Source organism: Primorskyibacter flagellatus (genome assembly GCF_900176485.1).
GTDB classification, from domain to species: domain Bacteria; phylum Pseudomonadota; class Alphaproteobacteria; order Rhodobacterales; family Rhodobacteraceae; genus Primorskyibacter; species Primorskyibacter flagellatus.
This window is the reverse complement of record NZ_FWYD01000002.1, coordinates 470,068-494,832: the sequence shown is the minus strand read 5'-3', so window position 1 is coordinate 494,832 and position 24,765 is coordinate 470,068. Positions and strand designations below refer to the sequence as shown.

Here is a 24,765-nt window from a genome sequence, read left to right as displayed (position 1 = left end):
CGGCGGCACTCTACATAGCAAGCGACAAGGAGCGGGCCTGTGACGATCTTCAATTTAGGCTCTATCAACGCCGATATCGTCTATCGCGTACCGCATCTGCCCAGCCCCGGAGAGACGCTTTCCTGCGGTTCGATGAGTCGGGGTTTGGGGGGAAAGGGCACAAATATGTCGGTGGCGGCGGCGCGCGCGGCGGCCCATGTCGTGCATATCGGCGCTGTCGGTCAGGACGGTGTCTGGGCACGGGACCGCTTGCTGGAATACGGCGTCGATACGCGGGGCATTTCTGTTCTGGATCAGGACGCATCGGGCCATGCGATCATCTATGTCGATGATGATGGCGAGAACACGATCATACTCTACGCGGGCACGAACCGGCTGATTTCGACGCAGATGCTGGAGGATTCGCTGGTCCAAGCCGGCCCCGACGACACGCTGTTGATGCAGAATGAAACCAATGCCCAGGTAGAGGCCGCAAAACTTGCTGCGGCCAAGGGCATGAAGGTTGCCTATGCCGCCGCACCTTTTCAGGCCGAGGCGGTCGAGGCAGTGCTAAGCTTCTGTGATTTCCTCATTCTCAACGAGGTAGAGGCCGCCCAACTGCAAGAGGCCACCGGCCTTGCCCCTGAAAGCCTGCCCGTGAGGGACGTCATCGTCACCTTGGGGGCAAAGGGCAGCCGCTGGCATCAGACAGAAACCGGTGAGTGCCGGGACTTTCCCGCGCTGCCCGTCGATGTGGTCGACACGACAGGCGCAGGCGATACCTTTACGGGCTATGTTCTGGCGGGGCTGGATCGCGGTTTGCCGATGGCGCAGGCAATTTCTCAGGCGACCCGCGCCGCCGCGCTGCAAGTCACAAGGCTTGGCGCGGCGGATGTTATTCCCGACCTGAAAGACATTCAGGACGACATATCTTAGCGGCTACCCTGCAAACAGCGCGGCATTCCCCCAAAGCTGCTTGACCCGCTGATCGCGTCCGCAGGCATCGCGGTATCGCTTGTACGCCTTGGCCTGACTCAGCGGACCAAACCGGGTCAAGACAAGACTGGACCCCTTGTAATAGCCCTGATGATAATCCTCGGCCTTGTAGAACGGCTTTGCATTCAGGATCGGTGTTACGATCTTCTTGCCAAGGGCCGCCTGTGCGTCGGATTTGGCCTTTTTGGCAGCAGCGTTTTCGGCACTGTCAGAGACGAATATTGCCGTCCGGTAGCTCTCTCCCCGGTCACAGAACTGACCGCCTGCATCTGTCGGATCGACGCTGCGGAAGAACGCGGAAAGCAGGCTCTCCAGACTTACGCGGCCCGCGTCATAGGTGATCTGCACGGCCTCGTAATGGCCGGTACCGCCGCGTGTGACCTGTTTGTATGTCGGGTTTTTGACCGTACCGCCAGTATAGCCGGACACGGCGGAAATCACGCCGGGCACTTTTTCGAAATCAGCCTCGACGCACCAGAAGCAGCCGCCGGCGAGGGTTATTGTCTTGTTCGGGCCTGCCTGCGCCTCTTGGCTTTGCAGGGTCAGTCCCGCAATGATCAGCACGGACAGCAGCAAGGGCTTGAGTTTTACAAATAGGTTCATGGTAACATACCTCCGTTGCGCATAACCGTGCCAGCGAGAGGCCCCTCACGTCCAGTCACTGTCATGGCTTGTCACGCATTGGTGACGCGACTTTACTGGCTTGGCTTTGCGCCCGCCCGCATCTAGCGTGGCCGCAAACAGCCGGTGGAGGTGCTATGAAACTCGCAATGTGGTCGGGGCCGCGCAACCTGTCGACGGCGATGATGTATGCGTTCGGAAACCGTTCGGACTTTGCGGCGGTGGACGAGCCGTTTTATGCGGCCTATCTGGCGCAGACCGGTCTGGCCCATCCGATGCGCGAGGATATCATCGCGTCGCAATCTACAGATCCGGCGAATGTCGTGCATGGCTTGCTTGGGCCGAACCCGGACAATGCCCCTCACGTCTATCATAAGCAAATGGCCCAGCACATGATTGAAGGGGTGCCGCGTGACTGGCTGGGCAAGGTCGCCAACGTCTTTCTGATCCGCCATCCGGCACGCGTTGTTGCCAGTTTTGCCGCGAAATACGAAAATCCAACTCTGGATGACATCGGTTTTGTTCAGCAGGCAGACCTGTTCGACGAAATCACTGCCATTGGACATAAGCCGCTGGTCTTGGACAGTGCCGATATTCGGGACAATCCCGAAGGCATGTTGCGCAAGCTTTGTGCCGAGCTAGGGCTGAGCTTTGACCCCGCGATGCTGGAATGGCCAGCCGGGACAAAACCCTTTGACGGCGTCTGGGCGCCCGTTTGGTACGGCGCGGTACATGAGTCAGTCGGTTTCGCGGGGCCCGAAGGGCCACTTCCAGAGGTCACAGACAGCTTGGCCGCTTTGGTCGAGGCCGCCTTGCCTGCCTATGAAAAGATGCGCCGATACGCTTTGTAGGGATTTTTCTTCAGCGGCGTGAAACTAATTGCGTGTTCTGTCCGTGTCTAGGTCATACGCCGCCGCGCTTTGCGGCGAAAACCAGATACGGAGTTAAAAATGAACAAGTTTCTGACCCTCGCCCCTGCCGCTATGCTTGCCGCCAGCACAGCCTTTGCCGCGTCGCATTCCATGGCACCAATGGTTGAAGCGTCTGACCAAAGCGTTGCCAACGGCATCGTAAGCGCCGATATGGTTCAGGCCGCCGAAAATGGATGGCTGGTTGTTCACCGCACAGATGCAGAAATGAAGCCCGGTCCGGTTGTGGGCTATGCGCCCCTGCGTGGTGGCGAGAATGTCGATGTGGCCGCGATCCTGACAGAGGAAGTCAAGTCGGGCGAGATGTTGATGCTTATGGTCCACTCCGAAGCGGGCGGCATGTCGACCGGCGTTTTTGAATACACCTTGGGCGCGACGGAAGACGGACCGATCAAGCCGGACGGAAACTTGGTAATGACGGTCGTCACGGCCGAATAAGCTAAATCGCGTTGATAACGAGTACACTTGGTAACCAGTACAAACGAAGATGGCCGGCCCCGAAAGGGCCGGCCATGCTCGTTTCAACATGCGGGATTTGTTAGCCCTTAAGTCGCTTGTTCCGCGCCGCGAGCAGTTTCAGGCGCAGCGCATTCAGTTGAATGAACCCGGCCGCGTCCTTCTGGTCGTAGGCACCTGCGTCATCCTCGAACGTCACATGTGCCTCGGAATACAGCGAGTGATCGGACCAGCGGCCAACTGTGCGCGCAAGACCTTTGTACAGCTTCAGCCGCACGGTGCCGGTGACATGTTCCTGGCTCTTGTCGATCAGCGCTTGCAGCATTTCGCGTTCGGGCGAGAACCAGAAGCCGTTATAGATGATCTCGGCATAGCGCGGCATCAGCTCGTCTTTCAGATGCGCCGCGCCCCGGTCCAGCGTGATCTGCTCGATGCCGCGATGGGCCTCCAGCAGAATGGTGCCGCCGGGGGTTTCATAGATCCCGCGCGATTTCATGCCGACGAAACGACCCTCGACCAGATCAAGCCGACCGATACCATGCTTGCCGCCATATTCGTTCAGCTTGGTCAGGATGGTGGCAGGCGACATCGCTTCGCCATTGATCGCAACGGGATCGCCCTTTTCGAAGGTGATCTCGATAAATTCGGGCGTGTTGGGCGCATCCTCTGGATTGACGGTGCGTTGGTAGACATAATCGGGCGCGTCCTGCGCCGGGTCTTCCAGCACCTTGCCTTCGGACGAGGTGTGCAGCAGGTTCGCATCGACAGAGAAGGGCGCCTCGCCGCGCTTGTCCTTGGCGATCGGGATCTGGTTTTCCTCGGCAAAGGCCAGCAGCTTGGTGCGCGAGCTGAGATCCCATTCCCGCCAGGGTGCGATCACCTTGATGTCGGGGTTCAGCGCATAGGCGCAAAGTTCAAACCGGACCTGATCGTTGCCCTTGCCGGTCGCGCCATGGGCCACGGCATCGGCGCCGGTGGCTTCTGCAATCTCTACCAGACGCTTGGAAATCAGCGGCCGCGCAATCGACGTGCCCAGCAGGTACAGACCCTCATAAACCGCGTTGGCACGGAACATCGGGAAGACGAAATCGCGCACGAATTCCTCGCGCACATCTTCAATAAAGATGTTTTCGGGCTTGATGCCCATCATCTCGGCCTTCTTGCGGGCGGGTTCCAGTTCTTCGCCCTGACCCAGATCGGCGGTGAAGGTGACAACCTCGCAGCCATATTCGGTCTGCAACCATTTCAGGATGATCGAGGTATCGAGGCCACCGGAATAGGCCAGAACAACTTTCTTGGGCGCGGACATGGGCAGCACTTCCTTGTTCAGTATCGCGGGGCGGATAGCGGGTTTTGTTGCGCAGCACAAGATGGTGGCATTGGCGGCGGCGGGCTCGCGTGCTAGCACAAGCGCACATGGTGCAGGAGTTTTCGATGTTGGGTTGGCAGATTTTCGTCCATTCGGTTCGCTTGGTGTTCAACAACCTTGGCGCAGCGTTCCGAATTTCCATCGTTCTTTACCTCGTGTCGATCGCGGCCCAGGTGTATGGCTATCTCAATGCCGATATGGCCAGCGCGATCAACGACGGCACGTTCCCGGCCGGGACGGGGCAATATGCCGTGATGACGATGGTCCTCAACATGCTCGGCCTCGTGGCAAGTCTTTGGATCGCTGTCGCCTGGCATCGTTTTGTCCTGGCAGAGGACTATCCCGAGGGGTATCTGCCCCGGATGCATGGCGGCAAGATGCTTGGCTATTTCGGGCGTTCGATATTGATCGGGATCATCGTCGCCGTCGGGGTTCTCATTGCCTCGATGCCACTTGCCATGATCGGTGCCATCGCGCCGCCATTGACGGTGCTGATCGTTCCGGTGGCCATTGGTCTTGCTTCGGTCCTGTTTTTCCGTTTCGGGTCGATCCTGCCGGCCTGCGCAATCGGCAAAAACCTGACCCTGGGCGAGGCATGGGCGGCGACACGAGATCAGGCCTCGACCTTCGTGGTTCTGGGCGTTGTCGTTAGCGTCGCAACGCTGATCGTGGTGCTGCCAAGCCTGTTGAACAGTGATCCGGGATCCATCATCAACCTGATCTATATTCTGGTGGTGAACTGGTTTGTGACAATCATCGGTATCTCGCTGCTGACCACAGTCTACGGTCATTTCATCGAAGGCCGCAGCATCGACTAGGCTTGCCTCGTTTGCCATCATGGGACACTGATCGAAGATGACTGATTTCATCAAAAAGGCGCGTGACGCCACCAGCGCAATGCGCGATGTTTTTCCGCCAACCCCGTTGCTGCTGAACGCGCATCTGTCGGAAACCTACGGATGCGAAGTCTGGTTGAAACGCGAGGATCTGTCGCCTGTGCGCAGCTACAAGCTGCGCGGGGCGTTCAACGCGATGCGCAAGCAACCCGATGCGCCGGTTTTTGTCTGCGCCAGCGCCGGCAATCACGCGCAGGGTGTCGCGTTCATGTGTCGCCACTTTGGCAAGCGCGGTGTGATCTTCATGCCGGTGACGACGCCGCAACAGAAGATCCAGAAGACACGGATGTTCGGTGGCAATAACATCGAGATCCAGCTGACCGGCGATTACTTCGACGACACGCTTCGTGCTGCGCAGACCTATTGCACGGAGACCAACGGACATTTCCTGTCGCCATTTGACGATGAGGACGTGATCGAAGGTCAGGCCTCTGTCGCGGTAGAGATCGAGGAACAGTTAGGCGGCAAGCCCGATCATCTGATGCTGCCGGTTGGCGGCGGTGGTCTATCCTCCGGCGTGCTCAGCTATTTCGGGACGGATGTGCAATATACTTTTGTGGAGCCCGCAGGCGGGGCCTGTCTTCACGCGGCCTTGCAGATGGGTCAGCCGGTCAAGCTCGACTCCGTTAACACCTTTGCCGACGGGGCTGCTGTCGGGCAGATTGGCGAACGGACATTTGCCCGCCTCAAAGGTGTCGGTCTGGCCAACTCACTGACCATTCCGGAGGACCGGCTTTGCGTCACCATGTTGGAAATGCTGAACGTCGAGGGGATCGTTCTGGAACCCGCGGGCGCTTTGGCCGTCGATGCGCTGCGTGATCTGGGCCATGCAATCCGCGGGCGGCGCGTGGTGTGCGTCACTTCCGGCGGAAATTTCGATTTCGAGCGTCTGCCCGAGGTCAAAGAGCGGGCGCAGCGTTATCAGGGGCTGAAGAAATACTTCATCCTGCGAATGCCGCAGCGGCCCGGCGCGTTGAAAGAGTTTCTGAACTTCCTTGGTCCCGAAGATGACATTGCGCGGTTCGAGTATCTCAAGAAGTCTGCGCGGAACTTCGGCTCTGTTCTGATCGGCATCGAAACCCGCGACGCGTCGAGCTTTGGGGCTTTTCTTGCGAAGCTGGACGCCGCAGGCTTCACCTATACTGACATCACCAACGACGAGACATTGGCGCAATTCGTCATTTGACCCTGCGTTGAGCGGGCCGGATGGGAGGGCGAAGGCAGCAAGCGGGCAGAGGTCACAGCAGGTCAGGCCGTGATCTGTTGCAGAAAGGCGCTGCGCGAGGCGTCATATAGCTGTCTGATCGCATCGCGGTCTATCTCTTCCGGCCTGTCGGCGCGTGCTGCGGCTTCGCCTTCAAGACACCGGTTTGCAAAGGCCTGAAATCCAAGATTCAGCGCACTGCCCTTGAGCAGATGCAACATCGGCTCAAGCTGTGAGTTTTCGGCATTTGGCAAGGCTTCAAGCGTCTCCTCCACCTCTGCCAGAAACAGGTCAACCACCTCATCGAAATCGTCCGCGCCGATTTCGTCGCGAAGCTCTGATATGCGCTGCCAATCTATCATCGCGCCCTCCTTGCAGTACGGTATCGGTCAAATGCTAAGAAATTGTTGCCGGTTTTGGGGTTCGGGATTCATCATAGCTTAATCAGCACGGGCCTACACCAGACCGCATGAAACCGAAGCTAGACATGAAGGGCGTTCCTGTGACCATGGCGGTGGACGAATCATCGAACACGATGGCGGGCAGTGCGACGCTGCGTCTGGCTTTGGTCGTTGATGACAGCAGACTCCAGCGCAAAATCATCACCAGCCTGTTGCGAAAATGGGGGCTGGAGGTGATTGAGGCCGCCTCGGGCGACGAGGCAATCGCCCTCTGCGACAGCCACCAACCGGACCTTGTATTGTCCGACTGGATGATGCCCGGCATGGATGGGTTGGAATTTTGTCGTCGGTTCAGGCAGTTGGCGCGCGACAGCTATGGCTATTTCATCCTGCTGACCTCCAAGGGCGAAAAGGATGAAATCGCGCGGGGGCTGGATGCCGGTGCCGACGACTTTCTGACCAAGCCCGTGAATGCGGCAGAGCTTCGCGCCCGGATCACCGCCGGCGCGCGTATCCTGCAGATGGAACGCGAGTTGAACCAGAAAAACCGCGTGATCTCGGAAACGCTGGGGACTTTGCAGACCCTGTATGATGCCATCGACAAGGATCTGAAACAGGCCCGCAAGATCCAGGACTCTCTGATGCCCGAAACGGTCCGCGATTTCGGCGGTTCGCGCGTAAGCCTCCTGCTCAAGCCCTGTGGACATGTGGGCGGCGATCTTGTCGGCATGTTCAGCCCCGATGACATGCAGTTGGGATTCTACAGCATCGACGTGTCCGGTCACGGCATTACGTCTGCGATGATGACGGCGCGGGTGGCGGGCTATCTCAACAGTTCCTTTCCGGACCAGAACATCGCGATGGAGCGCGATACGGACGGCCGTCTCAAGCTGCGCCCGCCCGACGTTGTCGCCCGCATGCTGAACGACCGATTGAATGCCGATGCCGGGGTCGAGGAATATCTGACGCTTCTCTACGCCGTGGTCGATCTTCGCACAGGTGTCGCGAAACTTGTTCAGGCCGGACATCCGCACCCGTTGGTCATGCGGGCTGACGGCAGTGCCGAATTCATCGGATGCGGTGGTGTACCCGTGGGGCTCGTAAACGACGTGATATATGACCAATCCGAGATCCGACTCGCCGCCGGTGATCGGTTATTGCTCTATTCTGACGGATTTCCGGAATGCGTGATGAAAAACGGGTGGATGCTGGAGGATGACGGGCTGCACCGGCTGGCAATTTCGACGCCCCACACTGGCAGCGGTGCCGACTATTTGCAGGATATGTTCTCGCGGCTTGCCGAAGATATGGCAGCGCCGGGTCAGTTGACCGACGACGTGTCAGCCGCATTGCTTGAATTCGGATGTCCGGAGGTCAATCAGATCTCAGCACAATCCTAGCATCCGGCGAACAAAATGCCGATCTCCGGCATTTGCCAGCTCGACCATTGCATCGCGTGGTTTCATCCAACAGGCCGTGTGATCCGGCTCTACAGGGTCCCCGCAACTGCGAACCGGGGCCGCGAGATAGACGGTACAAATCTTCTCTGCCCAAATATCGTAGTCAGGCATGAAGGTGAAACGCCGGAATACTCCCAGCCTGCGGGGCCGTGCAATCGTCCAGCCGGTCTCTTCCCAAACCTCGCGATGCAGCGCGCGCAAGGGCGATTCGCCCGGATCAATGCCGCCACCGGGCAGCTGAAACTCTGGTTCCGGTTGTGATTGATGGGTCAATAACAAGCCGCGCTTGCCGGGCAGGATGGCGTAGACTCCGGGCCGGGCTACATAGTTTTTGCCGGGCAGGGGGCTGTTGCCAAACCGTCTTGTCATTTGCCGCCCCCTTGGCCGATTGCTTGCCGTCCCTATATTGTCGCTGTATGCCAACACGCCACGGCCAAGGAAACCCCCATGACACTCGGTTCTAAACTCGCCTGGGACGACACCGTCCTGCCCTTTCAACTTGACCGCTCGGATATTCGCGGCCGGGTCGCGCGGCTGGACGGCGTTCTGGACGGCATCCTGAAACAGCATGACTACCCGCCCCAGGTCGAGGCGCTGGTGGCGGAGATGGCGTTGTTGACCGCGCTGATCGGGCAGACGATCAAGCTGCGCTGGAAACTGTCCTTGCAGGTTCAGTCCAAAGGCCCGGTGCGCATGATCGCGACCGATTTCTACGGCCCCACGAAAGAAGGCGAACCTGCCAAGATCCGCGCCTATGCCAGCTATGATGCCGACCGTCTGACCGACGGGCCGCCGCGTGACAACGTGGGCGAAGGCTATTTCGCGATCATGATCGACCAGGGCAAGGGCATGACGCCATATCAGGGCATCACGCCGCTGACGGGTGCCACGCTTTCCAACTGCGCAGAGACGTATTTCGCCCAGTCAGAGCAGTTGCCGACCCGCTTCGCGCTCAGCTTCGGACGGTCCACCGAACCCGGCGTGCCGGAACATTGGCGCGCTGGCGGGATCATGTTGCAGACGATGCCCAAGGCGTCTCCCGCAGCGGGTGGCGAAGGTGGATCCGGCGAGGGTGGCCTGTTGGCGGCCGACGATATTCTGGATGACGACGCCAGCGAAAACTGGAACCGGGCCAATCTTCTGCTGGACACGGTCGAGGACATTGAACTGATCGGCCCCAGCCTGCCTGCGACCGATCTGCTGGTGCGGCTGTTCCACGAAGAAAACCCGCGCGTGTTCGATACACAGCCGGTCCGGTTCGGATGCACCTGCTCGGAGGATCGCGTGCGCCAAAGCCTGTCGATCTATTCCGCCAGGGATATCGAGAAGATGACCACCGATGAGGGGACGGTCACGGCGGACTGCCAGTTCTGTGGTGCGCATTATGTGCTCGACCCGTCGACTGTTGGTTTCGAAGCAAAGGGTGACGAGGGTGACAACTGACACCCTCAAACTGCTGCGTCGCGCGGTTGAACCATCGGGAGCCGCGTCATCGGATTTTGACCTCAATCCCGGCGTCGTTCTGCCTGAGGGTCGAAGGCTGCGGGCTGCCGGCGTGCTTGTTCCGGTGCTTGAGGGGCCGGACGGGCCGGAAATCATCCTCACAAAGCGGTCCTCGGCGCTGAAGCATCATCCGGGTCAGATTTCCTTTCCCGGTGGCAAGCAGGATGACACCGATGCCGATGTTGTCGCCGCCGCCCTGCGCGAAGCGCACGAAGAGATCGGGCTGCCAACCGAATTGGTTGATGTGGTCGGCACATTGCCCACGCATGAGACGGTCACGTCCTTCACCATTACGCCGGTCATCGGGATCATTTCCCAACCCTTCGATCTGATCCCGGAACCCGGCGAGGTCGCCGAAGTCTTTCGCGTGCCGTTGCACCACCTTTTGGTGCCGGAAAACTACACTATTCAGGGACGCCGCTGGCGCGGCCAGACGCGTCATTATTATATCGTGCCATTCGGACCCTATTACATCTGGGGAGCCACCGCGCGCATCCTTCGGGGTCTGGCAGAGCGGTTGTCGCGATGACCCGCGTGACCGGCACGTGGTTTCTTGCGCCCGAAACGCAGGCAGTCATGCAGATGCTGGAGGCCGGTGGCTATCTGGCCTATTTCGTAGGCGGCTGCGTACGCAATGATCTGCTGGGCGCGGCGGTCAGTGACATGGATATTTCAACCAATGCCCTGCCGCAGCAGGTCATGGCCCTGGCCGAAGGCGCTGGGCTGAAGACCGTTCCCACCGGCATCGAGCATGGCACGGTCACGGTCATCTCGAACGGTGCCCCGCATGAGATCACCACGTTTCGGGCCGATGTAGAAACAGATGGCCGCCGCGCCGTGGTCGCCTTTTCGGGCGATATTGCCGAAGACGCCGTGCGCCGCGACCTGACGATGAACGCGCTGTATGCGGACCGGACCGGAGAAGTCATTGATCCGCTGGGCGGCCTGCCGGATCTACGCGCGCGGCGCGTCCGGTTCATCCTGAATGCGACCGATCGGATCCGCGAGGATTATCTGCGGTCGCTGCGCTTCTTCCGCTTTGCAGCATGGTATGGCGACCCCGATCAGGGCTTTGATGCCGAGGCACTTTCGGCAATCGCGTCAAATCTCGACGGTCTGCAAACACTGTCTAAAGAGCGTGTCGGGTCGGAAATGCTCAAGTTGCTGGCGGCCCCGGACCCGGCCCCGGCGATTGCGGCCATGGAACACACCGGCGTTTTGCGGGTGATCATGCCCGGCGCGGTGTCAACGGCGCTGGCACCGCTTGTGCATCACGAAGGCAGTCTGAACATTCCAACCGATCCGCTGCGCCGCCTTGCCGCTTTGGGGTTTCGCGACGGCGAGTCCCTGCGCCTGTCAAAGGCACAACACAAGCAACTTGCGTTGCTGGGGGATCTGATCGGCAACATGGATAGCCCCGAGGCGCTGGGCTACCTTTATGGCACCGACACTGCCCTTTCGGTTCTGATCCTGCGGGCGGCGCTGTTCGACTCTGCCATTGACCCGCAATGGTTGCGCACCGTGCTCGATGCAGCCTCCCAAAAATTTCCCATTAAGGCCAAGGACTTGATGCCCGAATTGACCGGCCCTGCGCTGGGCGAAAAGCTGAAATCGCTTGAAATGAAATGGATCGCATCGGGCTTCACCCTTGACCGTGATGCGCTGCTTGGCGACACCTGACCCGCCACAGAACCCAAGGCATGGCCTTCGGGCGGAAAATCGGTGAAAGTGCGCCAACCCGATCAGATCAGAGCCCGCCCGTGTTTCGTTTTTTTGAACGCCTTGTAGATCCCTATTGCGACTATCCGCGTCAGGACAGGCCGCCCACGAAGCTGTGGCCGTTCCTGCGCGGCTATTCCGTGCCGTTCAAACGCGTCTTTGCACTGACCGCGCTGGCTTCGGTCGTCGTGGCCACGGTCGAAATCGCATTGATCTGGGCGATGGGCTGGATTGTCGATGTGCTGGGTGGCGACCCCGCGCAGGTCTGGGCGGACCATGGCACAAAGTTCATCCTGCTCGCGCTGTTCATCCTGTTCCTGCGGCCCGTGTTGCAGATGCTGGATGTGTTGTTGCTGAACAACGCGATCATGCCGAATTTCGGGACGTTGATCCGCTGGCGCGCGCATGGGCATGTGTTACGCCAGTCGGTCGGCTGGTTCGAAAATGACTTTGCCGGTCGCATCGCCAACAGGATCATGCAGACACCCCCGGCGGCGGGCGAGGCGGTGTTTCAGGTCTTTGACGCGATCACCTTTGCACTTGCCTATGTGGTCGGGGCGCTGGTCATGTTGGGGCAGGGCGATGTGCGCCTGATGATCCCGCTGGTGCTGTGGCTTGCGCTATATGCCGCGTTGATGCGGTGGACGATCAAGCGCGTCGGTCCGGCGTCAAAGGCAGCATCGGATGCGCGCAGCCTTGTCACAGGGCGCGTCGTGGACAGTTATTCGAACATCCATTCGGTCAAGATGTTTGCGCATCACGACCGCGAGCTGGAGTTTGCGCGCGAAGCAATTGAAAAAGCCCGCGAGACCTTTGCCGCCGAGATGCGGATCTTCACGATCATGGATGTGACGCTTGTGGCGCTGAACGGCCTGCTGATCGTCGGGGTCGTTGGCTGGGGTCTGCTGCTCTGGACGCAAGGGCAGGCATCGGTTGGGGTCGTGGCGGCCGCGACCGCGCTGACCTTGCGGCTGAACGCGATGACCGGCTGGATCATGTGGGCGCTGACCAGCCTGTTCCGGGAACTTGGCGTCGTGGCCGAAGGGATGGAGACGATTGCCCAGCCGCTCGATCTGGTGGATGACAAGGACGCGCCACCCCTTGTGCTGACCGATGGCGCGATCACGATCCAGGATCTGTCGCATCATTACGGCCGTGACACTGGCGGGTTGGACGGTGTCACGCTGAACATCCGGCCGGGTGAAAAGATCGGGCTGCTCGGTCGCTCGGGTGCCGGCAAATCCACCTTGGTCAAGCTGCTTTTGCGGTTTTACGACGTCGAACAGGGCCGCATCCTGATCGACGGGCAGGACATCTGTGCCGTGACGCAGGACAGTTTGCGCAGTCAGATCGGGATGGTTCAGCAGGACAGTGCCTTGCTGCATCGCTCGGTGCGCGACAATATCCTGTACGGGCGGCCCGACGCGAGTGAGGCAGAGATGATCGCCGCCGCGACGAAGGCCGAGGCGCATGACTTCATCCTGACCTTGCAGGATCCGCAGGGGCGCACGGGCTATGACGTGCAGGTTGGCGAACGCGGGGTGAAGCTGTCGGGCGGCCAGCGCCAGCGCGTCACATTGGCCCGCGTCATCCTGAAAGATGCGCCCATCCTGCTGCTGGACGAGGCGACAAGCGCACTCGATTCCGAGGTCGAGGCCGCGATCCAGAAAACGCTCTACGGCATGATGGAAGGCAAAACCGTGATCGCCATTGCGCACCGCTTGTCCACCATCGCCCATATGGACCGCATTCTGGTGCTGGATCAGGGCCGGATTGTCGAGGAAGGCACCCATGACGCGCTTTTGGCGCAAGGTGGGCTATATGCCGGGTTCTGGGCGCGCCAATCCGGCGGCTTCCTGACAACCGACGATGACGACGAAACCGAGGCCACCGCATGAGATTTGCCGACTGGATCGACCATTTCGCACCTGCCGAAGGCGCGCCGCCGCGGACTCTTCTGGCGTTCTTTCGCTGGGGCCTGCGCGGGACAGAGCGGGTCTTGGCCCTTGCTGGCGCGGTGTCGATCATCGCGGGGATAACCGAAGTGATCGCCGCGCTGCTTCTGGGCCGGGTGATCGACGCGGCGCTGTCCTCGGACGCGCAATCCGTCTTTGCCGACCAAAGCGGCATTCTCATATGGTCGCTCTTGTTCTTCATCCTGCTGCGCCCGGCGATTCTGGGGGTCGCGTCGGTCACGCAATCGGTCATGGTGCAGCCCAACGTGCTGAACCTGATCCTGTCGCGCCTGCACCGCTATACCCTTGGCCACGCTGTCACCTTCTTCGACAACGATTTTGCGGGCCGTATCGCGCAAAAGGAATGGCAAACCGCCCGCGCGATGAACGATTCCGTGGTCGAGATCCTGCATACCGTCCTCTTTGCGCTCGCCTCTGTCGTCGGCGCGGTGCTGATGCTGGGTACGGTCGATCTGCGCATCGCCGCCGGGCTGGTGGTGTGGATGGTGGGCTACGGCTTTCTGATCCGCCATTTCATGCCACGCATCCGCCAGCGGTCAAAGGCGCGCGCTGGGGCGCGGGCGATGACCACTGGGCAGATTGTCGATACCGTCACCAATATCAAGACCGTCAAGCTGTTCGCCCATGCCGATTACGAAGATCGCGCGGCGCTGGGCGCGATGCAGACCTATCGCGACCGTTCGGTGGAATTCGGCTACATTTCAGTGGCCTTCCGGTTCTGGCTGATGGCGCTTGCGGGCATTCTGCCGGTGCTTCTGGTCGGCGGCGCGCTGTTTTACTGGAACCTTGGCCTTGTGACCGCTGGCGACATCGCGGCAACCGGTGCTGTGGCGCTGCGGCTGGCGCAGATGACCGGTTGGGTCAGCTTCACGCTGATGGGCCTTTACGCAAATATCGGCGAGGTCGAGGACGGGATGCGCACGCTTACGCCGCCCCATACGCTGGTGGACAAGCCCGATGCGCAAGATCTGGTGGTGACAAACGCGCAGGTCGATTTCAAGGATGTCAGCTTTGCCTATGGGCGGCGCACCGGCGGGATCGAGAACGTGTCCCTGACCATTCAGCCGGACGAAAAGCTGGGCATTGTGGGCGCGTCCGGTGCCGGGAAATCGACCCTCGTGGCGCTGCTTCTGCGGCTCTATGACACCGAAGGCGGGGCCATCCAGATCGACGGGCAGGACATTGGCGGCGTGACGCAAGAATCCTTGCGGCGGATGATCGGCATGGTCACGCAGGAAACCGCGATGTTCAACCGCTCGGCGCTGGACAACATCCGCTATGGCAGGCCAGAGGCCACAAAGGACGAGGTGATCGCCGCCGCCAAACAGGCCGAGGCGCATGAGTTCATCCTGAAGATGCAGGACCATATGGGCCGCGAAGGCTACGGCGCGCATCTGGGCGAGCGTGGCGTCAAACTGTCCGGCGGCCAGCGTCAACGGATCGCCCTGGCCCGCGCTATCCTGAAGGACGCGCCGATCCTTGTGCTGGACGAGGCGACAAGCGCGCTTGATTCCGAGGTCGAAGCCTCGATTCAGGGCGCGCTGGACCGGGTGATGCAGGGCAAGACCGTGCTGGCCATCGCGCACCGCCTGTCCACGATCTCCAGCATGGACCGGATTATCGTCATGGATGACGGTCGCATCGTCGAGAGCGGCACGCATACGCAGCTTCTGGCGCGGGGTGGGCTTTATGCGCGCTACTGGGACCGGCAGTCGGGCGGCTTTATCGGATCGCAGGATGCCGCCGAATAGGCTGGATCGCGGCGCAGACAAGCGTTAGGGCGTGCCTATGACGACAGTGACCATAGAACGGCTGGGACATCACGGCGACGGCATTGCAGCCGGCCCGATTTATGTCCCACGCACCTTGCCCGGCGAAGTGGTCGAGGGCGATGTTGTGGGCGATGCCATGCCGCAGCCCAGGATCGTGACGTCCTCGCCTGACCGGGTAAAAGCGCCTTGTCGACATGCTGCCGCCTGTGGCGGGTGCCAGTTGCAGCATGTGTCAAACAGGTTTGTCACCGATTGGAAGCTGGGCATCGTGACACACGCGCTGGCTGCGCATGGGTTGGAGGTTCAGCCGCGCCGGATCCTGACCTCACCGCCCTCGACTCGCCGTCGTGCCGGGTTTTCCGCACGCCGCACCAAGAAGGGGGCGATGGCCGGGTTTCACAAGCGCGGCGCCGATGTGATCGTCGAGGTGCCGGATTGCCTATTGGTCGATCCCGCCATTGCCGCCGCCCTGCCGATGGTCGAGGCGCTGGCGATTGCCGGCACCAGCCGCAAGGCAGAGCTTTCGGTTATGGTCACCACCTCGCTTGGCGGGCTGGATGTCGCCGTGACGGGCGGCAAAGAGGCCGATCCGCAGCTGCAAATGCAGCTTGCCGCGATCGCGGAAAAATTCGATCTGGCGCGCCTGACCTGGGACGCCGATCTTGCCCTGACCCGGCGCATGCCCGAGCAACAGTTCGGCCCTGCACGGGTGACGCCCCCCGCCGGTGCGTTCCTGCAAGCAACTCCCGAAGGCGAATCGGCGCTTTTGGCTGCCGTGACAGAAGCCGTCGGAGGTGCTGCCCGCATCGTGGACCTGTTTGCCGGATGCGGCACGTTTGCCTTGCCGCTTGCTCGGGCGGCGGCGGTGCATGCGGTCGAAGGGGATGCGGCGATGGTGCGCGCGCTGGATGCCGGGTGGCGCAAGGCACCGCTGCTGCACGCCGTCACCCATACCACGCGCGACCTGTTCCGCGCGCCGCTGGACGTCTCTGACCTGAAGGGCTTTGACGCGGCCGTGATCGACCCGCCCCGTGCCGGCTCGCAGGCGCAGATCGCCGAGCTTGCCAAAAGCGGCATTCCGGTCATCGCACATGTGTCGTGCAATCCGGTGACATTCGCGCGGGATGCGAAGATGTTGGTCGATGCCGGATACCGGATCGACTGGATTGACGTGGTCGATCAGTTCCGCTGGTCGACGCATGTCGAACTGGTCGCGGGCTTCACGTTGAACGCCTAAGGCGGATCGCCGCCACAATCCGTGGTTTGAGTTGATAATCCCCCTACCTCCGACGCCCGAAAAAATGTACCCTGTCACCCGAGGCAAATACAAAAACAGGCAGAAAAATGCGAGTATTCAGGTTTCTTGCAGTCGTCATGCTGATGATCGGCGTGTCGGGCTGCGCGAGCAAGTTCAAGACATATAATGGCCCCGAAGTGACTCAGGTGGTCGTCAACAAGGGCGAGCGGCGGATGTATCTGCTGCACAATACCGAAGTGCTGGAGGCCTACAATATCGGGCTTGGCTTTGCGCCATCCGGCGACAAGAAGATCAGCGGCGATGGCCGCACGCCCGAGGGCAACTACCTGATAGACCGGCGCAATCCGAACAGCGAGTTCCACCTGTCCATCGGAATCGATTATCCCAATGAGGCCGATCTCGCCGAGGCGATCGCACTGGGCAAACCGCCCGGTGGCGACATCTTCATTCACGGCAGACCCAAGAAATACCGTGATGGAAAACGCGACTGGACGGCAGGCTGCATCGCCGTGACGGACCGCGAGATCGAACAGATCTACGCCATGGTGAAAAACGGGACACCGATTTCAATCCAGCCCTAGGCGTGGGCGCAAGGCCCCGGATCAAGTCCGGGGCAGTTTGTGTGGCGGGTCGGGCCTAGTTGCCCATCACCATGGTCCACCAGATCTTGCCATTGTTTTCCTGGTGCCAGGAAAAGCCCATGTTGCGGGCCTCGGCGCCGACGATCACGTTGCGCGTGGCGGGTGTTTCCATCCAGGCGGCCAGGGTTTCCAGCTCTGTCTCGTAGGTTTCCGAGATATTCTCGCCCACCAATTCACCCGAATAGCCGGCGCGGCGGACTCGATCCAGCGGCGAAGATCCGTCGGATCCGAAATGCCACGGACGGTTCTGCGCCGCCATATCGCGGGAATGCGTGGCCGCCGCTGCGGTAAGCTGCGCATTCAGTTGGACCGGGGACACACCTGTGGCCTGACGCAGCGCATTGACCGAGTCGAGCATTCTGAACTGGATGCGCGACTCAGAGCCTGCGCTGATTCGGTAGACCTTTGGCGCAGGCCTGCCATCTGCCAGAACCGGGGTTGAGACCACGGGTGCAGGGGCACATGCTGCAAGCACCAGCAGGGTCGAAATGGTCAAGAATATGGCACGCATCATGTGTCTGTCATCCGTTCATTGCACTGCTTCAGCCATAGCGGTGCTTACGTTGCTATTCAAACCCACATCCGCGTGAGTAGGCCCAATGACGCCGGTTTGAATTGCGACTGAGGCATTCCGGCAATAAATATGTTACCATAATGTCTGTTTTCCTTATGGAGTTCCAAGATGACAAAGCCGATACCTCGGATTTTTGACCGCCGCGGCTTTCTGGCTGCTGGCGCTGCGTTCGCTGCGACGCCGGCCTTGGCACAGAATGTCAACGGTGCCGACACGGTCGAGATAGAGCGTGAACTGTCGCAGGTTGTCCGCCGCAATATCTCCAGCTTTCGGGCGCTGGACTGGCAACCCTATTTCAGTTCGCTGAACAATGGCGCGGTTCTCGTGGACATCACTTCGCGGGCCCTGCACTATTGGTCAGAGGATGGAGCGACCTACAAGCTGTACCCGTCCTCCGTGCCTTTGACAGAGGATCTGACGCGTCGTGGCCGCACCAGCGTGATCCGCAAGGTCGAAGGCCCCAGCTGGGCACCGACGCCTGCGATGAAAAAGCGCAATCCGGAATGGCCGGACTTTGTTGGCCCCGGCCCGGACAACCCGCTTGGCACGCATGCGCTGTATCTCAGCTGGCAGTATTACCGCATCCACGGCACCCATGACACACGCAAGATCGGCCGTCGTTCTTCCAATGGTTGCATCGGCTTGTACAACGAGCACATCCAAGAGCTGTTCAGGCTGACGAAGGTCGGAACGCAAGTGTTGCTAATTTGACGACATTGGACAGGGGCTGCTTCGAAAGCGTCAAGGTTGCGTTTGCATTAGGCGAAAATAGCTGCTTAGAAAGAGTTACGAGGTAAGTCTTGGGTGCTTGCTGTTAGCCCTGCGTGGGAAACTACAAGCGTATTACTGGAGGTATACAATGAAGAAACTCGCACTCGCCGCTGTCCTGACAGCCGCCGCTTCGACCGCAATGGCCGGTTCGTATGCAAAAGACGACGTAGTAATGGAGCCGGTTGTGGTTGTTGAAGAAGCAGCGACAAGCTCTTCTTCCGCTGGCCTGATCATTCCGCTGGTACTGCTGGCAGTTATCGCAGCAGCCGCGTCCAACTAATTCCCCTACGGGATTAGAGAATTCGAAAAGGGCGGTGCGAAAGCGCCGCCCTTTTTACATGCGCATTTGTCTGGCCGGGGTCAGACCCAGCCCTGAAGATTCTGATCAATCACGCCTGCCAGCGCTGTCACATGCGCCGGGTCGTCGTTCAGGCAGGGGATATAGGTGAACTGCTCGCCACCCGCCTCTTCAAAGCTTTCGCGGATCTCTTCGTTGATCTCTTCCAGCGTCTCGATGCAATCAGCGGAAAACGCGGGCGCGATCACCGCGATCTTCTTCTTGCCTTCTTCCTTTGCAAGCCGGGCCACCTCTTCCACCGTATAGGGTTTCAGCCATTCCTCGGGGCCAAAGACCGACTGGAACGTGGTGCGAATCTCTGTATCGGCCCAGCCCAGCCGTTCCTTCAGCAGTCGAGTCGTTTTCTGGCATTGGCAGTGATACGGATCGCCCTGCATCAGATAGCGTTGCGGCATACCGTGATAGGAACAGACCAGAATATCGGGCTTCTCGCTCAGCGCCGCATAGCCACGCTCCACCGATTGCGCCAGCGCCTCGATATACAGGGGCTGGTCGAAATAAGGGTCCGCGACGCGGGCGGTGGGCTGCCAGGTTTCCTTCATCAACGCGCGGAAGAACTGATCGTTCGCGGTGGCAGAGGTGGCACCGGCGTAATGCGGATAGAGCGGGAAAAACAGGATCTTGCGACACCCGGCCTCGACCATCGCGCGGACCTTTGATTCGGTGGACGGGTTGCCATAGCGCATGCAGAAATCGACCATCACCTGATCGCCATGCCGCGCCTGCACCTCTGCCGCGATCGCCGCGGTCTGGTCGCGTGTGATCGTCATCAGCGGGCTTTCGTCCCGTTCGGTATTCCAGATCGACCGATAGGCCGCACCGGAACTGAAGGGCCGTTTGGTCAGGATGATAAGCTGCAACAGCGGCTGCCACTTCCAGCGCGGATAGTCGATGACCCGCTTGTCGGACAGGAACTCGTTCAGATAGCGCCGCATCGACCAGTAATCATGCCCGTCAGGCGTGCCCAGATTGGCCAGCAGCACGCCGATTTTCGGTTTGGCGACAACCGGATGGTCATCAGGTGCATTTGCGGGACGGCTGGCAGAGTGAGTAGCATCAAGCATGGGCGGGCATCCGTTCAGTATGTTCAGGTCCGACATATCGTGAATGTCGCATTGGTCAATCTTTCAGCGGCGTTTCGTCGGTGCCAAGCGCGTCGGCAAGACGATGCGCCGCAGATCCGGGGCGCAAAGGCTTGGGCTGGCTGTCATGGGCCGCCCATCCGGTCAGGAAGATCATCTCGAATGTCGCGGGAATGCGGCCGTCTGGGGCACCCCAGGTTTCGACATAGATCCGCGCGGCCTCTGCGATCACGTCGCGCCGGGTGAATCCGCGCAGGCGGCCATTCAATGCGTTGCCCTCGCCCATCGCCCGCAGGTCCTGCATCAGATGCAGCGGCGTGGCATAGCTGACCGTCAGGGGCAGGCTGTCCGCGACCGGCAGCGCAAACCCCGCCCGCTGCAACAGCGCCCCCAGATCGCGGATCTCGGCCATCGGTGCGACACGCGGCGACAGCCCGCCGGTGACAGTGCTTTCCGCCTGTGCAAGCGCGCTGCGCAACTGGTGCAGGGTTTGCCCGCCAAACGCCACAGACAGGTGCAGCCCGTCCGGGCGCAACGCATGGCGACACTGGATCAACTGCCCCACCGGATCATTCGCCCAATGCAGCGCAAGCGCATGGATCACCAGATCATGCGCGCCCTCGTCCAGCGCCAGCACATCCGTATCGGCCACGATTTTCACGCCCGGCAGGACATCTTGCCAGATTTCGGGGAAAGGCGTGACAATGGCGGGATTGGTAAACTGCCTGTTAACCATCGAGAGACGATCCTCGACCTCATCCCGCGCCGACTGGTGCAGGAACAGGGCAGGCGCACGGGTCGCACGGGCGCGGTTGCGGGCAAGCGCCGCAAGATCGGTCAGGGGCACGGCAGTCATGGGGCAGAGACATAAGGTGGCTTGGGCAGGTTTGCAAACGGCACTCCAGCTGATCTATCCGCCGCGATGCCTGACCTGCGGCGGCATGGTCGAAAGCGATTTCGGCCTTTGCGGCCCTTGCTGGCGCGACACGCCGTTTATCGGCGGTCTGATCTGTGATCTCTGCGGCACACCGCTGCCGGGCGTGGATGACGGTGTGGCGGTGCATTGCGATGATTGCATGACCACCGAACGGCCGTGGCAACAGGGGCGCGCCGCGTTGCTGTATCGCGATGCCGGCCGCAGGCTGGTGCTGTCGCTCAAACATGGGGACCGGCATGATGTGGTCCGCCCCGCCGCAAAGTGGATGGCGCAGGCCGTCAGGCCCTTGCTGCGCGAGGACACGCTGATCGCTCCGGTGCCGCTGCATTGGTCGCGCATGGCGCGGCGGCGCTTCAACCAATCGGCCCTGCTGGCCACCGCCTTGGCCCGTGAAACGGGGCGCAAGACCTGCCCGGATCTGTTGCTGCGCACAACCCGGACCCGCTCGCTGGAGGGGCTGACCCGCGATGCACGCTTTGCCATGCTGACCGGCAGCATCCGCGCCCACCCCCAGCACGGCGCGTCGATCGAGGGGCGCTCGGTCCTGTTGGTCGATGACGTGATGACCTCCGGCGCGACTTTGGCGGCGGCGGCAGAGGCCTGCCACGCGTCGCGGGCGCGTGAAGTTTGTGTCATCGCACTGGCACGCGTTGCAAACCAGCCTTAAATCCCTGACAAACACGCCTGTCAGAAGGGACCAGACATGCAAGACGTTGAAATCTACACCTCGCCGCTTTGCGGCTTTTGTCACGCGGCCAAGCGGTTGCTGAACCAGAAAAATGTCAACTTCACCGAGATTGACGTGTTGGCCAACCCCGACCGCAAGCCGGAAATGATCCAGCGCGCCAGTGGCGGACGTACCGTGCCGCAGATCTTTGTCGGCGAAACCCATGTCGGCGGCTGTGACGAGCTCTATGCGTTGGAGCGTGCCGGCAAGCTGGACCCGCTTTTGGCCAGCTGATGCGCACCGCCCTGCTGCAACTGACCTCGTCGGACGATCCGGCGCAGAACCTGGGCCTTGTCCGGGGCCTTCTGCACGAGGCAGCCGCAGCAGGGGCAGGCTTCGCCCTGACGCCCGAAGTCACCAATTGCGTCTCGATGAGCAGGCCGCATCAGGCGCAGGTGCTGCGCAATGAGGCACAGGACGAAACCCTCTCGGGCCTGCGCGACACCGCGGCAAAGCTTGGCATCTGGCTGCTGATCGGCTCGCTTGCCGTCAAGTCCGATCCGCCGGAAGACCGCTTTGCCAACCGGTCCTTCCTGATCGCACCAGATGGCGAAATCCGCGCCCGCTATGACAAGATCCACATGTTCGACGTGGACGTGTCAGAGACGGAAAGTTACCGCGAATCCTCTGGCTACGCGCCCGGAACCCGCGCCGTCGTGGCGCAGACGCCCTTCGGCACGCTTGGTCTCAGCATCTGCTACGACATCCGCTTCCCGCATCTTTACCGCGCCTTGGCGCAGGCTGGCGCGCAAATCCTGACAGTGCCCTCGGCCTTTTCGCCTGTCACAGGTGCGGCGCATTGGGAAAGCCTGCTGCGCGCCCGCGCGATTGAAACCGGCGCCTGGGTCCTGGCCCCTGCGCAAACCGGCACGCATCCCGCCAGCACCGGCAAATGCCGCAGCACATACGGGCATTCGATGGTGATTTCGCCTTGGGGAGAGGTTATCGCAGATGCGGGCACCGAACCGGGGCTGACCCTTGTCGATCTTGACCTGAACGCAGTAAGCAAAGCGCGGGCGCGGATTCCGTCCCTGACCCATACGCGCAGCTTTGAAAGCCCCTGATGTCGGATTCGATCAACGCCACCGCCGCCTTGCTGTTCAGTGAATTGCTGACCGCCGATCAGCTTTTGCGCAACCGGTTGAACAAGGTGCTGCCGAACAAGATGGAGATTTCGCATTTCTCGGTGTTGAACCACCTTGCGCGATCATCTGACGAACGCACCCCGGCCCAGCTCGCCCGCGCGTTTCACCTGACACGCGGCGCGATGACGAACACGCTGACCAAGCTGGAGAATGCCGGCTACGTCCATATCCGTCCCGATTGGGAGGATGCCCGCCGCAAGATGGTTGCGATCAGCCCCGCAGGCCTCGCCGCGCGCAACGCCGCCGTTGCTGCCATCACGCCGATGATCGCCGACCTTGTTGCCGACCTCGGCGATACCCGCGTCAAATCCGTCCTGCCCGTCCTGCGCGAGTTGCGGCTGAAGCTGGAAACCGATCCTTAGCACAGGCCAAGGACGGCAGTTCGACACAAAGCAGCCATCCCGCCACGCGACACATGGCTGCTGACCCGCCCGTCGATGAAACGGACACGGCTTGGCCGGATTCGGATCGCGTCAGGACGCCCCCATGACCAGCGTGATCAGGAACAGGATCGTTCCCGACAATATCGCGGCGGCTGGAACAGTGATGACCCAGGCCGCAATGATCGTCATGAAATGGGACCTGCGCACCAGCTTTCGGCGCCGCCGTTCGGCGGCCGGGTATGTGGGGCGGTCGGGCATGGTCAGGCGTGCCTTTTTTATGCGCCTTTCCGTATCCCATTCCCTGAAAAACCCGACGCCGAACACGCCGCCCACCGCGATATGGGTAGAACTGACCGGAATCCCCAGCCAGCTTGCCAAAATGACCGTGATGGCCGCGGACAGGGCGACGCAATAGGCCCGCATCGGGTTCAGCTTCGTGATCTGGCTGCCAACCATCCGGATCAGCTTTGGCCCGAACAGAAGCAGCCCGAAGGAAATGCCGAACGCCCCCAGCACCATGACCCAGAACGGAATGCTGACGGCATCGGTGAAGTTGCCCGATTGCGAGGCTTGCACGATCGCGGCAAGGGGGCCAACGGCGTTGGCCACATCATTCGCACCATGCGCAAAACTTAGCAGCGCGGCCGACACGACCAGCGGGATGCCGAACAGGGTCTTCAGCGATTTGTTGCGGTTCTCAAGCCCTTCCGATTTTCGCCGGATCACCGGGATCATGATGATCCAGGACAGGACGCCCGCCACCGCACCGATCAGCAAGGTCGTTGTCAGATCAAACTGGATAACCTTCTTGAAGCCCTTCAATGCCAGATAGGCGGAAAAGGCACCGGCCATGATGCCCACAAGAACCGGCACCCATTTGCGCGCGGCCGCGATCTTGTCGTTCTGATAGATGATCTTGGATTTGATGAACCAGAGGAACAGCGCCGCGATTGCCCCACCGAGAATCGGGGAAATCACCCAGCTGGCCGCGATCTTGCTCATCGTGGACCAGTTCACCGCACCGAACCCGGCGGCGACGATGCCCGCGCCCATGACACCGCCCACGACCGAATGGGTCGTGGATACCGGCGCGCCGACCCATGTCGCCAGATTGACCCAAAGTGCGGCGGACAAAAGCGCGGCCATCATTGCCCAGATGAACATTTCCGCCGTGGCCATGCTTTCGGGTGCGATGATCCCCTTGGCAATGGTCGAGACGACATCCCCACCTGCAAGCAACGCGCCCGCGCTTTCGAAGACGACAGCGATGGCAATGGCACCGCCCATGCTCAGCGCGTTGGCCCCGACCGCCGGGCCCATGTTGTTGGCAACATCATTCGCGCCGATATTCAGCGCCATATAGGCCCCAAGACAGGCGGCCACGATCACGATCAGGGAGTTGTTGGTTTGTCCGAAGAAAAGCGCGGCGGTCAAACCCGCCAACACAACGAACACAAGCGAGACGGCAGGCCCCACCATGGGGCGCCCGACATAGGTGGTTGCGATCTCCAGACTGGAGAACCGCGCCAGATCGCGATCCAGAGTCTCAAGGTGGCGGGGATCGCCGTGCTCTTGTGTCATGTTGTTCCCTCGGGATATTTGTCCTTC

At 60.8% G+C, this 24,765-nt stretch carries 27 protein-coding genes; 19 read left to right on the top strand and 8 right to left on the bottom strand.

From position 1 onward, the window contains the following. Positions 1-39: 39 nt before the first annotated feature. The gene (locus B8991_RS05190; protein ID WP_084350987.1) at positions 40-915 is read left to right on the top strand and encodes a ribokinase; all 876 of its coding nucleotides are present in this window, start codon (positions 40-42) and stop codon (positions 913-915) included. A gap of 3 nt (positions 916-918) precedes the next feature. Here B8991_RS05190 and msrA read toward each other — a convergent pair whose 3' ends face one another. Beyond that, positions 919-1,578: a peptide-methionine (S)-S-oxide reductase MsrA gene (msrA, locus tag B8991_RS05185; protein ID WP_084350985.1), complete on the bottom strand. Its 660-nt coding sequence runs from the start codon at positions 1,576-1,578 to the stop codon at positions 919-921. Positions 1,579-1,733: 155 nt separating this feature from the next. On the opposite strand from msrA, the gene B8991_RS05180 reads away from it, so the two are divergent. Together B8991_RS05180 and B8991_RS05175 are read left to right on the top strand one after the other, a co-directional pair. After that, positions 1,734-2,447, top strand: coding sequence for a sulfotransferase-like domain-containing protein (locus B8991_RS05180; RefSeq protein WP_084350983.1), 714 nt, complete (start codon positions 1,734-1,736; stop codon positions 2,445-2,447). Positions 2,448-2,546: 99 nt separating this feature from the next. Then, positions 2,547-2,963 (top strand): DUF7282 domain-containing protein, encoded by a 417-nt coding sequence (locus tag B8991_RS05175; protein WP_084350981.1) that lies wholly within the window; start codon positions 2,547-2,549, stop codon positions 2,961-2,963. Between the two features lie 100 nt (positions 2,964-3,063). Here B8991_RS05175 and B8991_RS05170 read toward each other — a convergent pair whose 3' ends face one another. Next, positions 3,064-4,290, bottom strand: a complete 1,227-nt coding sequence (locus B8991_RS05170; protein WP_084350979.1) for an argininosuccinate synthase — start codon at positions 4,288-4,290, stop codon at positions 3,064-3,066. A 125-nt stretch (positions 4,291-4,415) separates the two neighbouring features. Here B8991_RS05170 and B8991_RS05165 point away from each other — a divergent pair, with 125 nt between their 5' ends. After that, entirely contained in the window at positions 4,416-5,168 is a 753-nt protein-coding gene (locus B8991_RS05165) for a hypothetical protein (RefSeq protein WP_179141426.1), read from the top strand. A gap of 37 nt (positions 5,169-5,205) precedes the next feature. Beyond that, positions 5,206-6,432 (top strand): threonine ammonia-lyase IlvA, encoded by a 1,227-nt coding sequence (gene ilvA, locus B8991_RS05160; RefSeq protein WP_084350975.1) that lies wholly within the window; start codon positions 5,206-5,208, stop codon positions 6,430-6,432. A gap of 62 nt (positions 6,433-6,494) precedes the next feature. On the opposite strand, the gene B8991_RS05155 is transcribed toward ilvA, so the two are convergent. Further along, a complete protein-coding gene (locus tag B8991_RS05155; RefSeq protein ID WP_084350973.1) occupies positions 6,495-6,812 on the bottom strand; it encodes an Hpt domain-containing protein in 318 nt (105 codons plus the stop codon). A gap of 125 nt (positions 6,813-6,937) precedes the next feature. Here B8991_RS05155 and B8991_RS05150 point away from each other — a divergent pair, with 125 nt between their 5' ends. After that, a complete protein-coding gene (locus B8991_RS05150; RefSeq protein ID WP_235866543.1) occupies positions 6,938-8,251 on the top strand; it encodes a PP2C family protein-serine/threonine phosphatase in 1,314 nt (437 codons plus the stop codon). Here B8991_RS05150 and B8991_RS05145 read toward each other — a convergent pair. Continuing rightward, entirely contained in the window at positions 8,237-8,680 is a 444-nt protein-coding gene (locus tag B8991_RS05145; RefSeq protein WP_084350971.1) for an NUDIX hydrolase, read from the bottom strand. The two genes, B8991_RS05150 and B8991_RS05145, sit on opposite strands and share 15 nt — an antisense overlap. Positions 8,681-8,758: 78 nt before the next feature. Between B8991_RS05145 and hslO the strand changes: the two genes are divergently transcribed. The 7 genes from hslO to B8991_RS05110 all read left to right on the top strand — a co-directional run bounded on the left by hslO (position 8,759) and on the right by B8991_RS05110 (position 17,120). Beyond that, positions 8,759-9,754: an Hsp33 family molecular chaperone HslO gene (hslO, locus tag B8991_RS05140; protein ID WP_084350969.1), complete on the top strand. Its 996-nt coding sequence runs from the start codon at positions 8,759-8,761 to the stop codon at positions 9,752-9,754. Then, positions 9,744-10,343, top strand: coding sequence for a CoA pyrophosphatase (locus tag B8991_RS05135; protein WP_412780459.1), 600 nt, complete (start codon positions 9,744-9,746; stop codon positions 10,341-10,343). Before hslO ends, B8991_RS05135 begins: the two co-directional genes overlap by 11 nt. Continuing rightward, positions 10,340-11,494 (top strand): CCA tRNA nucleotidyltransferase, encoded by a 1,155-nt coding sequence (locus B8991_RS05130; RefSeq protein WP_084350964.1) that lies wholly within the window; start codon positions 10,340-10,342, stop codon positions 11,492-11,494. Before B8991_RS05135 ends, B8991_RS05130 begins: the two co-directional genes overlap by 4 nt. An 80-nt stretch (positions 11,495-11,574) precedes the next feature. Further along, positions 11,575-13,431, top strand: a complete 1,857-nt coding sequence (locus B8991_RS05125) for an ABC transporter ATP-binding protein (RefSeq protein ID WP_084351172.1) — start codon at positions 11,575-11,577, stop codon at positions 13,429-13,431. After that, the gene (locus B8991_RS05120) at positions 13,428-15,260 is read left to right on the top strand and encodes an ABC transporter ATP-binding protein (protein ID WP_084350962.1); all 1,833 of its coding nucleotides are present in this window, start codon (positions 13,428-13,430) and stop codon (positions 15,258-15,260) included. Before B8991_RS05125 ends, B8991_RS05120 begins: the two co-directional genes overlap by 4 nt. Before the next feature lie 37 nt (positions 15,261-15,297). After that, positions 15,298-16,518 (top strand): class I SAM-dependent RNA methyltransferase, encoded by a 1,221-nt coding sequence (locus B8991_RS05115; protein ID WP_084350960.1) that lies wholly within the window; start codon positions 15,298-15,300, stop codon positions 16,516-16,518. A 107-nt stretch (positions 16,519-16,625) separates the two neighbouring features. Further along, entirely contained in the window at positions 16,626-17,120 is a 495-nt protein-coding gene (locus tag B8991_RS05110; RefSeq protein ID WP_084350959.1) for a L,D-transpeptidase family protein, read from the top strand. A 55-nt stretch (positions 17,121-17,175) separates the two neighbouring features. Here B8991_RS05110 and dalA read toward each other — a convergent pair whose 3' ends face one another. Beyond that, complete coding sequence (gene dalA, locus B8991_RS05105; RefSeq protein ID WP_084350957.1) at positions 17,176-17,694, bottom strand: divisome-associated lipoprotein DalA; 519 nt, start codon at positions 17,692-17,694, stop codon at positions 17,176-17,178. Positions 17,695-17,862: 168 nt separating this feature from the next. Here dalA and B8991_RS05100 point away from each other — a divergent pair, with 168 nt between their 5' ends. Further along, complete coding sequence (locus B8991_RS05100) at positions 17,863-18,465, top strand: L,D-transpeptidase (protein WP_084350955.1); 603 nt, start codon at positions 17,863-17,865, stop codon at positions 18,463-18,465. 148 nt (positions 18,466-18,613) lie between these two features. Further along, entirely contained in the window at positions 18,614-18,805 is a 192-nt protein-coding gene (locus B8991_RS05095; protein WP_084350953.1) for a ferrochelatase, read from the top strand. Positions 18,806-18,885: 80 nt separating this feature from the next. Here the strand turns inward: B8991_RS05095 and hemH are convergent, their stop codons facing one another. Both hemH and B8991_RS05085 read right to left on the bottom strand, forming a co-directional pair. Beyond that, on the bottom strand, positions 18,886-19,947 hold the full coding sequence (hemH, locus tag B8991_RS05090; RefSeq protein WP_084351170.1) for a ferrochelatase: 1,062 nt from the start codon (positions 19,945-19,947) through the stop codon (positions 18,886-18,888). A gap of 55 nt (positions 19,948-20,002) precedes the next feature. After that, positions 20,003-20,821 carry a class I SAM-dependent methyltransferase gene (locus B8991_RS05085; RefSeq protein ID WP_084350951.1) on the bottom strand — a complete coding sequence of 273 codons (819 nt, stop codon included), beginning with the start codon at positions 20,819-20,821 and terminating at the stop codon, positions 20,003-20,005. Between B8991_RS05085 and B8991_RS05080 the strand changes: the two genes are divergently transcribed. Genes B8991_RS05080 through B8991_RS05065 form a run of 4 tightly spaced genes read left to right on the top strand, consistent with a single transcriptional unit; the run spans position 20,820 to position 23,136 of the window. Continuing rightward, positions 20,820-21,569 (top strand): ComF family protein, encoded by a 750-nt coding sequence (locus tag B8991_RS05080; RefSeq protein ID WP_084350949.1) that lies wholly within the window; start codon positions 20,820-20,822, stop codon positions 21,567-21,569. The two genes, B8991_RS05085 and B8991_RS05080, sit on opposite strands and share 2 nt — an antisense overlap. A gap of 36 nt (positions 21,570-21,605) precedes the next feature. Continuing rightward, complete coding sequence (gene grxC / locus B8991_RS05075) at positions 21,606-21,863, top strand: glutaredoxin 3 (RefSeq protein WP_084350947.1); 258 nt, start codon at positions 21,606-21,608, stop codon at positions 21,861-21,863. Continuing rightward, complete coding sequence (locus B8991_RS05070; RefSeq protein WP_084350945.1) at positions 21,863-22,693, top strand: carbon-nitrogen hydrolase family protein; 831 nt, start codon at positions 21,863-21,865, stop codon at positions 22,691-22,693. The genes grxC and B8991_RS05070 overlap by 1 nt, the downstream gene beginning before the upstream one ends. Then, the gene (locus tag B8991_RS05065; protein ID WP_084350943.1) at positions 22,693-23,136 is read left to right on the top strand and encodes a MarR family winged helix-turn-helix transcriptional regulator; all 444 of its coding nucleotides are present in this window, start codon (positions 22,693-22,695) and stop codon (positions 23,134-23,136) included. The genes B8991_RS05070 and B8991_RS05065 overlap by 1 nt, the downstream gene beginning before the upstream one ends. 111 nt (positions 23,137-23,247) lie before the next feature. Here the strand turns inward: B8991_RS05065 and B8991_RS05060 are convergent, their stop codons facing one another. Continuing rightward, the gene (locus B8991_RS05060) at positions 23,248-24,738 is read right to left on the bottom strand and encodes an inorganic phosphate transporter (protein WP_084350941.1); all 1,491 of its coding nucleotides are present in this window, start codon (positions 24,736-24,738) and stop codon (positions 23,248-23,250) included. Positions 24,739-24,765: the final 27 nt, after the last annotated feature.